The following is an 11,957-nucleotide window of genomic DNA, read 5'->3' on the forward strand; positions in this document are numbered from 1 at the left end:
TGGCCGGGCGCGGCGTCGAGGTTTAGAAACGACGCGCGACGGTCGATACTCCCGGAATCCCTTGCTTCGTCTCATCAATGGTTATCCGGGGGAGAAGGATGAAAGCGCAGCATGCCCTTTCCACGCTTCGGGATCGTCGCGGGCCGGACTTTGATCTCAAGTTCCCCCCGTTGCCGAAGACGGTCGCCGAGGTTTCAATCTTGCTCGCCGAACAGGGCGACGTGCCGGACACGCCGCGTCTGGTGGCGCTCACGCACGCCGATCCGGTAGTGGCCACCGGCGTGCTCCGACGGATCAACTCGGCCTACTATGGCATGAGCCGGGAGGTGACGGCCGTGCGGCAGGCGGTCTTTTTGCTCGGCTTCCAGGAAGTGTGCAACCTGGTGTTGACGGCGGCCATGCTCGAACTGCGCGAGATTCTGAGCTCGGACGAACAGCGGGACATCTTCCATCAGATCATCCGGGAGAGCCTGGCGGCGGCCTTCTACGCGCAGGAACTGGCGCTTCACTGGGACGTGCCGCACGGGAACACGGCCTTCACCGTGGGGCTGCTCCACAACGTGGGTCGGCTGGTGCTGCTCTACAACTCGCCGGACGAGTACGAGGCGCTGTGGCAAACGACGGAGACGGGCGGCGCGCCGTCGGCGGCGGGAGAGCAATGCATCTTCGGCCGTGATTACGTGTCGCTGGCGGTGCAGGCCTGTGATCGGTGGAGTCTTCCGCCGGCGATCGGGGAGGTGCTGGGGGCGTATCGGGCCCCCGCTATGCTCGAAGACGAAGCGCTGCAACCGCTGGCGCACGTCCTCGCGGTGAGCGTCCCGGCGGCCGAGACGCTGTGCCGCCTTGGCCCGGACGCCCCGCCCTTCGCGCCCTCGGTTGCCCTCGACGCGCTCGCCGAAGGGCTGCCGGTCACGACGGAGGAGCTGACGGCGCTGATGTCCTCCCTTCGGTCCCGCGCCGCGCGTTATATTGAGTCGATATAGCGCCGGGGGCGTCCTTCCGGTCCTCTCGCCGCCCTGCTCATCCGATCTGTCGAGAACCGATGATCCGTTTTCTTTGCGTGGCGCTTCTGTGGAGCCTCGGCGTGGAGGGGGTGCGGGCGCAAAAGCCCGTGCCGCCGCTCACCGGGCGGGTCGTCGATCGGGCGGACCTTCTCACGCCGGAGACGGAACGCACGCTCGAAGCCCTGCTCGCCGCTCACGAAGCCGCTACGAGCAACCAGGTGGCGGTGCTGACCATTCCCTCGCTCGACGGCGAAAACCTCGAAGCGTACAGCCTGCGCGTGGCGCGGACGTGGAAACTGGGCACTTCCGCGTTCGACAACGGCGTCCTCTTGCTGATCGCCTACCGCGACCGGAAGATCCGGATCGAGGTGGGCTATGGACTCGAGGGCGCGCTCCCGGACGTGACGGCGGCGCGCATCATACGTCACGAGATGACGCCCCGCTTCCGGGAAGGCGACTTCAACGGGGGTGTGCTTGCGGGCGCGCGCGCCGTGGTGGGGGCCCTCGAGGGCACGTACACGCCTCCGGAAGACGACGCGAGCGCGCCGCCGTTCTGGATGGGCATCCTCTTTATGATCTTGCCGCTCCTCTTCGCCTTCTTCGCGCTCTTCTCGTACGGGTGCGCGCGGTGGTTCCTCTTCGTCTTTCTCATGCCTTTCTTCTGGGCGCCCGGCATGATCTTTTTCGGGAGTCCGTATGGCGGCTGGGGGATGTTTGCGGTCTACGTCGTCGGGTTCCTCATCCTGACGCGGCATCCCAGGGTGCAGGCCGCCATCGAGCGGATGAAGGCGGGGGAGCAGACGAAGGTGGGGCCGTTCACGTTCCGGGGAGGAAGCGGCAATGTGTTCGGCGGCGGTGCGTTCGGCGGGGGCGGCGGTGGTTTCAGCGGCGGCGGCGGGTCCTTCGGCGGGGGCGGCGCTTCGGGCGGATGGTGAGGGGACGGTTGTGCGTCAGAGCGCCTGCTCGATTTCGAGCAACAGCCCGTCGGCGTCGCGGAGAAAGAGGCGGTTCCGGATTTCCCGATACGGATACGAGGCGGCGTCGAGGCGGGAGCGGAGGGCGTGCCACCGTTGCAGGGGCAGACGGAAGCCAAGGTGATGAAGGCCGCCTCGGCCGGGGATGGACGGATGCGCCAGCTCCGGCATCTCGATGAGGGTGCGCTCGGTGTCGGCGAGCAGGTCGTCGAGGTGATAGTCGGGGCTGAGGATGCGGTCGTGTGCGTCGTTCGGGGTCGGGTGCGGAGGCCGTCTGGCCGCTTCGAGGATGGCCGGCGAGAGGTCGTCGTAATCGATCATCGGAGCCGGTTCGCTTCCGGCATAGACGAGCGCGCGCTCGATCTCGTTGCGGAGCTGGCGGACGTTTCCGGGCCAGTCGTATCGGAGGAGGGCGTCCAGGGCGTCTTTGGTGATGGAGGCCGGGGGCGCGCCGGACCGGCCTCAGAGGAAACCGAGTTCGAGCTTGGCTTCGTCCGACATCATCTCCAGGGTGAAGGGCGGGTCGAACGTCAGTTCCAGACGCACGTCGGTAACCTCGGGGATCGCTTTGATCCGGGATTCCACCTCGTACGGGAGTGTGCCCGCCGCCGGACAGTTCGGGGCCGTCAGCGTCATCTTCACGAAGACGCCGTTGTCCGGGTAGACGTGCACCTCGTAGATCAGGCCCAGATCGTACACGTTGATCGGGATCTCGGGGTCGTAGACCTGGCGGATCGCCTCGACGACCCGCGGAGCGAGTTCGTCCGGTGAATGATCGTGTATCTCGGTCATGGTTCTCTAGGCTTGAGGGCGCCGCCCGGTCTGTCGGGGCGTCATCCGTTCCCGTTTAGCGCGACGGCGTACCGCTTCATCTGTTTGATCATCGCGTCGAGGCCGTTTTTGCGCGTCGGCGACAGGTGTTCCTTCATCCCGATACGGTCGAGGAAGGAAAGGTCGGCGTGGGCGATGGCCTCGGGCGGCTGGCCGTTGAAGACGCGCACGAGCAACGCGATCAGCCCCTTCGTGATCATGGCGTCGCTGTCGGCTTTGAAGACGATGCGTCCGTTTTCGCGCTCGGCCCGGAGCCAGACCTGCGAGAGGCAGCCGCGAATCCTGTATGCGTCCGTTTTGTACGCATCCTCGATCACCGGCAGTGCGCGCCCGAGGTCGATGAGGTGCTCGTATTTGCCCATCCAGTCGTCGAAAAGCTCGAACTCCTCGACGATCTCCTCGGCCCGCGCTTCGATGGTGTCGTGGTTGGTCATAAGGCTCCGGTGGCGGCCGCGAGGGGCGCCTTTCATGCGAACATGGATTGGACTTTGCGCAGCCCTTCGACGAGGCGGTCCACTTCGGCTTTCGTGTTGTAGAAGGCGAACGAGGCGCGGACCGTGCCGGGGATGCCGAAGCGTTGCATGAGCGGCTGCGTGCAGTGGTGCCCGGTGCGCACGGCGATGCCGAGGCGGTCGAGGATGGCGCCGGTGTCGTATGGATGCACGTCGCCGAGCAGGAACGAGCACACGCTTGCCTTCTCCGCCGCCGTCCCGACGAGACGCAGCCCCTCTATCTCGGCGAGGCGCACGGTGGCATGGTCGAGCAGGTCCTTTTCATGGCGGGCGAGGGCCTCGAAGTCGAGGGCGTCGAGGTAGTCGATGGCTGCGCCGAGGGCAATGGCTCCGGCGATGTTCGGGGTGCCGGCTTCGAACTTGTGCGGCGGCTCGTTGAACGTCGTGCCGTCGAAGGAGACGGTCTCGATCATGTCCCCGCCGCCCTGATACGGCGGCATGCGCTCGAGCCACGTCTCGCGGGCGTAGAGGATGCCGATGCCGGTAGGGCCGAACATCTTGTGGCCGGAGAAGCAGTAGAAGTCGCAGTCGAGGGCCTGCACATCGACGCGCATGTGGGGCACGGCCTGCGCGCCGTCGACGAGGACGGGGATGCCGAGTCCGTGCGCGTCGCGGATCATCCGGCGCACGGGGTTGATCGTGCCGAGGGTGTTCGAGATGTGAGCCACGGCGACGAGCTTCGTGCGCTCGTTGAGCAGCCGGAGGTATTCGTCATAGACGAGCGCTCCGGCGTCGTCGACGGGGATGACGCGGAGCCGCGCGCCCGTGCGCTCGCACAGCAGTTGCCACGGCACGATGTTCGAATGGTGCTCCATCGCCGAGAGGACGATCTCGTCCCCGCGCGAGAGGGCCAGCCGCCCGTAGCTGTCGGCCACGAGGTTGACGGCCTCGGTCGTGCCGCGCGTAAAGACGACCTCGTGCGTGTGCGCCGCGTGGATGAACCGGGCGACCTTCGCGCGCGCGTTTTCGTAGGCTTCGGTGGCGCGCTGGCTGAGGAAGTGCACGCCCCGATGGACGTTGCTGTTCTCGCGCTCGTAAAAAGCGCGCAGCCGATCGATCACCACCTTCGGCTTGTGCGTCGTGGCGGCGTTGTCAAGGTAGGCGAGCGGCGCTCCGTAGACCTCCTGATGGAGGGCCGGGAAGTCGGCCCGCAGGCGCGCCACGTCGAAGGCGGCGGTGGTTTCAGACGTCGGAAGCATATCAGCGGTCGGCATGGCGACCTCGGCGTTTGGTCATGGGGTCGAAGCCGGCGCTCAGGGCAGGCGGCGCTCGATCAGATGGTCGAGATGCGCGCGGAGCGGCTCGACGGCGATCTCGTCGATCACGTCGCGGGCGAAGGCAAGCAGCAGCATCCGGCGCGCCCGCCCTTCCGTGAGCCCGCGCGTGCGGAGGTAAAACATCGCCTCGGCGTCGAGCCGGCCGGTGGTCGCGCCGTGGCTGCACTTCACGTCGTCGGCATAGATCTCGAGCTCCGGTTTGGCATACATCCGCGCCGCCTCCGAGAGCAGGACGGTCTTGTTCTCCTGATACGCATTCGTCTGTTGCGCGTCCGGTCGGACGAAGACCTTCCCGTTGAAGACGCCGGTGGCGCGGTCGGCGAGGATGCCTTTGAAAAGCTCATTGCTGTAGCAGTGCGGACGGGCATGGTCGACGAGCGTGTGGTTGTCGACGTGCATCGACCCCTGCCCGAGAAAGAGGCCGCGCAGATGCGTCTCGCAGTTCTCCGCGTTGGGGAGGTAGTTCTGCGTGTTCCGCACGACGTCTCCGCTGAGCGTGATGGTGCTCGTGGCGAGGTAGCTGTCCGCCTCCTGATAGGCATAGCGCGCGGCCACCTGCGTGGCGGCGTCGCCCTCGTCCTGAAGCGTGAACAGGTCCACGTGCGCGTTCGCTCCGACGAAGATCTCCGTCACACCGTTCGTGAACGTCTGCGTCGTGGTGCGCGCGTGGCGGCTCTCGATGAACCGCACCTGCGCGCCCCGCTCGACGACGACGAGCAGGCGCGGCTGGAGAAAAAGGTCGGCGTCCGTGTCGAGCAGGCTCAGCGCGTGGATCGGTCGCTCGACGATGGTGTTCTTCGGCACGTAGACGAACAGGCCGTCGTGCATGAAGGCGGTGTTGAGCGCCGTGAAGACCTCGCTCCGGTAGTCGGCATAATGGGCGAAGTGGCGGTCGAACAGCTCGGGGTGCGCTTCTGCGGCTTCGGCCAGGCCCGTCACCACCACGCCGTCGGGCAGCCCGTCGAGCGAAGAGAGGCCGGGCTCGAAATGCCCGTTGACGAGCACCGCACGCGCGGCGTCGAGGTCGGGGATCGCGTAGGGCGTGAGGTCGTCGGGTGTGAGCGTCGGCGTCGGCGCTCCGAGCGCGTAGGGGTGGGCGAGCTTCCGGCCGATGTTCGTGTATTTCCAGGCTTCCGCCTTCCGCTCCGGAAAACCGAGCCGGGCGAAATGCGTCAGGGCTTCGCGCCGGAGCGCCTGCATGCGCGGCCCGCTCCCGTTGAGCGCGTGCCCCGCGTGCACCTCGAAAGCCGCCAGAAACCGGTCTTCCGGGCGCTCGATGCGTTCTGTCGTCGTTTGCATGGGAATCTATGGATTAAGGGCAAAGTCCAGGCGCGCAGCCGTGGCGGCCGTGCGCTCGGACTCACGCCAGAGTTTCGACGTCGGCTTGCTCCTTGACCCAGTCGTAGCCCAGGTCTTCGAGCTTGAGCGCCAGGTCCTTGCCGCCGGATTTGACGATGCGCCCGTCCACGAGGACGTGCACGATATCCGGGACGATGTAGTCGAGCAGGCGCTGATAGTGGGTGATGACGAGGAAGGCGCGTTCGGGCGAACGCATCTGGTTCACCCCGTCGGCGACGATGCGGAGCGCGTCGATGTCGAGGCCGGAGTCGGTCTCGTCGAGGATGGCGAGCTTCGGTTCGAGCATGGCCATCTGAAAGATCTCGTTCCGCTTCTTCTCGCCGCCGGAGAAGCCTTCGTTGACGGCGCGGCGTTTCAGGCTCGGATCGAGGTGGACGAGCGCGGCCTTCTCTTTCATGAGTTTGAGAAATTCGACGGCGCTCAGCGGCGCCTCGCCCCGGTGCTCGCGCACGGCGTTGACGGCCTGCTTGAGGAAGTTCGACATGCTCACGCCCGGCAGTTCGACGGGATACTGGAACGCAAGGAAGACGCCTTCGCGGGCGCGTTCGTCGGGTTCCATGTCGAGCAGGTTTTTGCCGTCGTACCACACCTCGCCGCCGGTCACTTCGTATTCCTCGCGCCCGGCCAGCACCGAGGCCAGGGTGCTTTTGCCCGAGCCGTTGGGCCCCATGATGGCATGCACCTCGCCCGGCTTCACCGTCAGGTTGACGCCCTTGAGGATCTCCTGGTCCTCGATCCTTGCTCTGAGGTCTTTTATTTCAAGCATTGCTTTTTTTTCGGTTGAACGTTCAAAAAGGAGGGCGGCGGCTCATCCGACGGAGCCTTCGAGCTCGATGTCGAGCAGCTTGCGGGCCTCGACGGCGAACTCCATCGGCAGCTTCGTGAGGATCTCCTGGCAGAAGCCGTTGACGATGAGCTTGATGGCGTCCTGTTCGCTGATGCCGCGCTGCTTACAGTAGAAGATCTGGTCTTCGCCCACCTTCGAGGTCGTCGCTTCGTGCTCGACCTGGGCCGTCGGGTTGCTGATTTCGAGGTACGGGAAGGTGTGCGCGCCGCACGTCGAGCCGAGGAGCATCGAGTCGCATTGCGAGAAATTGCGAGCGTTCGCCGCGTTCTTGCCGATCTTGACGAGACCGCGATAGCTGTTGTTCGAGTGTCCGGCCGAGATCCCCTTCGAGATGATCGTGCTCCGCGTGTTCTTGCCGAGGTGGATCATCTTCGTGCCGGTGTCCGCCTGCTGGTATCCTTTGGTGAAAGCGACCGAGTAGAACTCCCCGACGGAATGGTCGCCCTTGAGGATGACGCTCGGATACTTCCACGTGATGGCCGAGCCGGTCTCGAGCTGCGTCCACGAGATTTTGGCGTGGTCGCCCGCGCAGATGCCGCGCTTGGTGACGAAGTTGTAGATGCCGCCCCGGCCCTCCTGGTCGCCGGGATACCAGTTCTGGATGGTCGAGTACTTGACCTCGGCGTCTTTGTGCGCGATGATCTCGACGACGGCGGCGTGGAGCTGGTTCTCGTCGCGCATCGGGGCGGTGCAGCCTTCGAGGTAGCTCACGTACGAACCCTCCTCGGCGATGATGAGCGTGCGCTCGAACTGGCCCGTGCCCGCCTCATTGATGCGGAAATACGTCGAGAGCTCCATCGGGCATCGGACGCCCTTCGGGATGTAGCAGAACGAGCCGTCGGAGAAGACCGCCGAGTTGAGCGCGGCGTAAAAGTTGTCCGTGTACGGCACCACCGAGCCGATGTGTTTGCGCACGAGGTCCGGATGCTCGCGCACGGCCTCGCCGAAGGAACAGAAGATGATGCCGAGCTTTTCGAGCTCCGCCTTGAACGTGGTGGTGACCGAGACGCTGTCCATCACCACGTCCACGGCGACGCCGGCCAGCATTTTTTGCTCTTCGAGCGGGATGCCGAGCCGGCTGAACGTGTCGAGCAACTGCGGGTCGACCTCGTCGAGGCTGCTGTATTTCGGCGTCGTTCGAGGCGCGGAATAGTAGCTGATGCCCTGGAAGTCGATCTCCGGATACTCGAGGTGCGCCCAGCGCGGATAGGCCTCCTTTTCCAGAAGAGACTGCCAGTGGCGGAACGCCTTCAAACGCCATTCGAGCATCCACTCCGGCTCTTCCTTCTTCGCAGAGATGAAACGGATGGTGTCCTCGTTCAACCCTTTCGGCGCGGTCTCGGCCTCGATGGGCGTCACGAAGCCGTATTTGTAGTCGCTGTCGGCAACTTCCTGCAGGAATTCGGTTTCCGTAGAGCTCATGGTGTGGGAATCGGATGAAATCGTGAAAAGGGCGGTGGAGAATCCCGGTACTGTTTATTTAGACTGATTCTAATATAACGATCGCGATGCCATTCCTGAAAGTAGAAAAAGGGAAAAGGGGGGCGGGGGCGGTGGTCTTTCGTAAACCGGTGTTTACGATCGTAAGAGCTGGCAACGTTCGGATACATCACGCGCGCGCAGGCATTCCGTTCCCTCCTTAACCGGACTTTAACGAGGAAACCCGGACCCGATTCGAAGGGTATGCACCCTCCCGATAAAGCTTGTCTCACACCGACCGACGGAAACACTTATGGACCTGACGATAACCGGGCGCGCGCTGGACAAAATCCGCGAGGTAGCGCGGCAGGAAGGGGTTGATTTGCAAGGCACGGTGCTCCGCGTGGTCGTCGTCCCCGGCGGTTGCTCCGGCTTGACGTATGACCTGGGATGGGACACCACCGTTCAGGATAACGATCACGTTGCCGAGCTGGAGGGCGTGCGCGTGGCCGTAGATGCCAGGAGCGCGCTCTACCTCGAAGGCTCCGAGCTCGACTTCACCGATGGGCTGGAAGGACGTGGCTTCCACTTCATGAACCCGCAGGCGACCCGGACGTGCGCCTGCGGCGAATCGTTCAGCCTGTGAACGTCCGTTGACGGAAGGGGAAAAACGCGACCCGACGCCGATTTGGCCTCGGGTTTTTCCTTGGATGCGCCCCGCCGGTCCCGGCGTCGGCCGCGTCCTGTCACGAAGCGCGCCCTTTTTGCGACAGAATAGGGGCAGGATCGGCGTGAATGGACGATGCGTCCGGTGCAGATTTTGACGGTCTGGTGTGAACGGTACCGGATCGTCTCTCTCATGCACACAGGGCTTGACCGATGAAGCATCACACGTTGAACATAAATGGATGGCTCGGCGCGCTGGCGAGTCTGCTCCTTCTGATGTTGCCGGGTTGCGGCGGCGACGGCAATCCGGCGGGGCCGGACGCGAGCGGCGGCGAGGAGGCGCCTTCCTTCCTGGTGGCCGGATATAGCAATACGCGCGGCGTGGCCGACGCCGTCAATCGGCTGATGGAGCCGGACTGGTTCCCGCCCTCCGACGTCGCCCGCGACGGTTTCAAGCTGATGGTGGAGGAGCCGCAGGGAGGAAGCATGACCGCGTATGTGGACGGCGCGCTGGCCGCGCAACGGCAATACGAAGAGAGCCGGAACAGGCGCATCGACGCCGTGTGGTGGCAGGTCGGGATTCGGGGGCAGGAAGCCTTCACGCCTTCGGAACGGCAACGGGAGCTGGCCCACGACATCCTGGCCGAACTGCAGCGGCAGTGGCCCGGAAAGACCGTCTACCTCTCGCCCATGACCCCGTACGACGGGCACGTCTGCGACATCTCCGGGCCCGGCGGCCCGGCCACCTCGGCCCTCCTCGTGAGCGAACTGGTGGTGGATTTCGACAACGTCGTCGCGCTGCCGCCCTTCTCCGCGCTCGAGCGCAGCCAGACCATCGACGGGTGTCATGAAACGAACACGTATTATCGCGTGCACGCGCAGGAATTCATTGACTTCATCAACGGGCAGTGAGCGGGGCGGAGCCGCCTGCCGCAGATGCGCACCCTCATGAGTGATCGAGCCTCGACGGTGGAAACGCCGCTTCACGAAATTCCCTTTCAGATCGAGAACGGCCGCGGCGACGCCGTCTACGGCGATGTTCGCTTTCATCCTTCCGAAACGCCGCGTCCGGTGGTGGTGGTGTGCCACGGGTTCAAGGGCTTCAAGGACTGGGGGATGTTTCCCGAGTGGGGGCGCACGCTCGCCCGCGCCGGGTTCGTGTCCGTGACGTTCAACTTCTCCTACAACGGCGTCGCGCCCGAGCATCCGACCACCTTCACCCGGCTCGACCGCTTTGCCGAGAACACCCTCACGCGTGAACTCGACGACCTCGACGCGGTGCTCGCTGCCGTGGCGGAGGGCCGCTTGCCGGAAGCCCCCGTCGATCCCGCGCGCATCGGGTTGATGGGGCACTCGCGCGGCGGCGGCATCGCCCTTCTTCAGGCCGCCGATGACGCCCGCGTCCGTGCCCTGGCGACGTGGAATGCGGTGTCGTGCTTCGTCGAACGCTTCACGCCCGGACAAATCGCACGGTGGGAAAAGCAGGGCTACGTCGAGGTGGTCAATGCGCGCACGGGGCAGGTGATGCGCCTCAACCGCACGCTCTACGACGACGCCCTCGCTCATCGCGAACGCCTCGACGTCCGCGCCGCCGCCGCGCGCATGGCCGTGCCGTGGCTCCTCGTGCACGCCCGCGACGACCGGGCGGTGCCCTTCGCCGAAGCTGAGACGCTTCACGCCGCCGCCCCGCACGCCCGCTTCGTCAAAGCCTCCGGCGGGCACACCTTCGGCGGTCGCCATCCTTTCTCAGGTCCGCTCCCCCCACCCCTTCATGAGGTTTTTGAAACCACACGCGCGTTCTTCCGAAAGAACCTTTGAGCTCGCCTTTCCGGGGTAATAATCGGCGCCCGGGAGTTTTCCTCGAAGGGATTGGCGGACGTGGTACCCTTTTTGACTATAGCGTCGGTATCCAGTGCCTGTGTGCCGCAAGACGGAATAAGTATTTATAATTCGGAATTTTCTGTCCCGGGAGGTGCCCTCATGGAAAATTATTCCATTTTGATTGTCGATGACGAGGATTCCATTCAGGATGTCCTTGGGTATTATCTTGGAGAGACGTACGAAGTGCGCACGGCCTCGGACGGAGAAGAAGCCCTCGAGCGCATTGCCGAGCACGCGCCCGACCTGATCATTTCGGACATCATGATGCCCCGCATGAGCGGCGTGGCGCTTCACGAGGCCTTGCAGACCCGGGAGCAGACGCGCGCCATCCCGTTCATCTTTCTCACGGCGTTGCCCGACGACCAGGGGCCGTCGCTGCGCCTGCGTCCCGGCGTCGACGATTACATCACCAAGCCGTTCGACTTCGAGCAGTTGCGGGTGCGGGTGGACCGGCTGCTGGAGCGCGCCCGTTTTAGCCAGGAACGGCTCGACCTCTGCATCGGGGAAGAGTTTTCTCGACGTTTGAAGCCGGAGCACTGGCCGGAGGCGCCCGGCTTTCGCATCTTCGCCCAGGACATCCCGAACGGGGACCGGGGCGGCAACCTGCTCGACTGGATGAAGGATGCCTCGGGCGCGTATTATTTCATTATCGGGAACGTGTGGGGCAAAGGGCTCCGCGCGCAGTTCTATGCCTTCAGCTTTCTCGCATACGTGCGCAGCGTCATGCACGCCATGCGGGATGCCGCCCATTCGCCCGCCGAGTTGATCCGGCGCGTGAACGAGGTGTTGATCGAAGATCCTCCGATGGAGGAGACGCTCGCTTCGGTGACGCTCATCCGGTGGGACCCGGCGCAAAACCGGGTGATCTATGCCGGCTGCGGGCACTACCGCCCGATGCTCGTGACGGAACTCGGCGTCCACGCCCTCGGCCACGATCGGAGCTTCCTCGGCGTCGATCCGCACGCCGTCTTCACCGACACGTGGGTGGGGCTTCAACCGCGGAGCGCGCTGGCCGTCTATCCGCTGGGCATCGCCGCGCGCGAGGTGGAGGCCGATCTGACGAACGCGCTCGCCGACCTTCCGCCTTCGGCGGCCATGATCGACCGGCTGACCTCACACCGTGAAACGGTCGGCGCCGAGGACCTTCTGCCCACCTTCTGGCTGGAACGTTTGCCGGAGGCGTGAGC

At 64.8% G+C, this 11,957-nt stretch carries 13 protein-coding genes and 1 pseudogene; 6 read left to right on the forward strand and 8 right to left on the reverse strand.

The annotated features are described in order from the left end of the window. Nucleotides 1-98 precede the first annotated feature (98 nt). Together AC1HIY_RS11495 and AC1HIY_RS11500 are read left to right on the forward strand one after the other, a co-directional pair. Nucleotides 99-983, forward strand: a complete 885-nt coding sequence (locus AC1HIY_RS11495) for an HDOD domain-containing protein (protein WP_479576882.1) — start codon at nt 99-101, stop codon at nt 981-983. 59 nt (nt 984-1,042) lie between these two features. Further along, nucleotides 1,043-1,939 carry a TPM domain-containing protein gene (locus AC1HIY_RS11500; protein WP_479576883.1) on the forward strand — a complete coding sequence of 299 codons (897 nt, stop codon included), beginning with the start codon at nt 1,043-1,045 and terminating at the stop codon, nt 1,937-1,939. Nucleotides 1,940-1,954: 15 nt separating this feature from the next. On the opposite strand, the gene AC1HIY_RS11505 is transcribed toward AC1HIY_RS11500, so the two are convergent. The 8 genes and pseudogenes from AC1HIY_RS11505 to sufB all read right to left on the reverse strand — a co-directional run bounded on the left by AC1HIY_RS11505 (nt 1,955) and on the right by sufB (nt 8,226). Further along, on the reverse strand, nt 1,955-2,299 hold the full coding sequence (locus tag AC1HIY_RS11505; RefSeq protein ID WP_479576884.1) for a VOC family protein: 345 nt from the start codon (nt 2,297-2,299) through the stop codon (nt 1,955-1,957). 3 nt (nt 2,300-2,302) lie between these two features. Further along, a pseudogene (locus tag AC1HIY_RS11510) lies at nt 2,303-2,413 on the reverse strand (AAA-type ATPase lid domain-containing protein); the annotation flags it as partial. A gap of 27 nt (nt 2,414-2,440) precedes the next feature. Further along, nucleotides 2,441-2,770 carry a DUF59 domain-containing protein gene (locus AC1HIY_RS11515; protein WP_479576885.1) on the reverse strand — a complete coding sequence of 110 codons (330 nt, stop codon included), beginning with the start codon at nt 2,768-2,770 and terminating at the stop codon, nt 2,441-2,443. 41 nt (nt 2,771-2,811) lie between these two features. Next, entirely contained in the window at nt 2,812-3,243 is a 432-nt protein-coding gene (locus AC1HIY_RS11520) for a SufE family protein (RefSeq protein ID WP_479576886.1), read from the reverse strand. A 32-nt stretch (nt 3,244-3,275) separates the two neighbouring features. After that, nucleotides 3,276-4,535, reverse strand: a complete 1,260-nt coding sequence (locus AC1HIY_RS11525; RefSeq protein ID WP_479576887.1) for a SufS family cysteine desulfurase — start codon at nt 4,533-4,535, stop codon at nt 3,276-3,278. Nucleotides 4,536-4,574: 39 nt separating this feature from the next. Continuing rightward, a complete protein-coding gene (sufD, locus tag AC1HIY_RS11530) occupies nt 4,575-5,897 on the reverse strand; it encodes a Fe-S cluster assembly protein SufD (protein ID WP_479576888.1) in 1,323 nt (440 codons plus the stop codon). Between the two features lie 61 nt (nt 5,898-5,958). Beyond that, entirely contained in the window at nt 5,959-6,723 is a 765-nt protein-coding gene (gene sufC, locus AC1HIY_RS11535; RefSeq protein ID WP_479576889.1) for a Fe-S cluster assembly ATPase SufC, read from the reverse strand. 42 nt (nt 6,724-6,765) lie between these two features. Then, complete coding sequence (gene sufB / locus AC1HIY_RS11540) at nt 6,766-8,226, reverse strand: Fe-S cluster assembly protein SufB (protein WP_479576890.1); 1,461 nt, start codon at nt 8,224-8,226, stop codon at nt 6,766-6,768. Between the two features lie 310 nt (nt 8,227-8,536). Between sufB and AC1HIY_RS11545 the strand changes: the two genes are divergently transcribed. The 4 genes from AC1HIY_RS11545 to AC1HIY_RS11560 all read left to right on the forward strand — a co-directional run bounded on the left by AC1HIY_RS11545 (nt 8,537) and on the right by AC1HIY_RS11560 (nt 11,955). Continuing rightward, a complete protein-coding gene (locus AC1HIY_RS11545; RefSeq protein WP_479576891.1) occupies nt 8,537-8,869 on the forward strand; it encodes a HesB/IscA family protein in 333 nt (110 codons plus the stop codon). Nucleotides 8,870-9,102: 233 nt separating this feature from the next. Next, nucleotides 9,103-9,801, forward strand: coding sequence for a hypothetical protein (locus tag AC1HIY_RS11550; RefSeq protein ID WP_479576892.1), 699 nt, complete (start codon nt 9,103-9,105; stop codon nt 9,799-9,801). 36 nt (nt 9,802-9,837) lie between these two features. Next, on the forward strand, nt 9,838-10,707 hold the full coding sequence (locus tag AC1HIY_RS11555) for an alpha/beta hydrolase family protein (protein WP_479576893.1): 870 nt from the start codon (nt 9,838-9,840) through the stop codon (nt 10,705-10,707). A 162-nt stretch (nt 10,708-10,869) separates the two neighbouring features. Next, nucleotides 10,870-11,955: a response regulator gene (locus AC1HIY_RS11560; protein WP_479576894.1), complete on the forward strand. Its 1,086-nt coding sequence runs from the start codon at nt 10,870-10,872 to the stop codon at nt 11,953-11,955. Nucleotides 11,956-11,957 lie beyond the last annotated feature (2 nt).

This window comes from Rhodocaloribacter sp. (assembly GCF_056451265.1).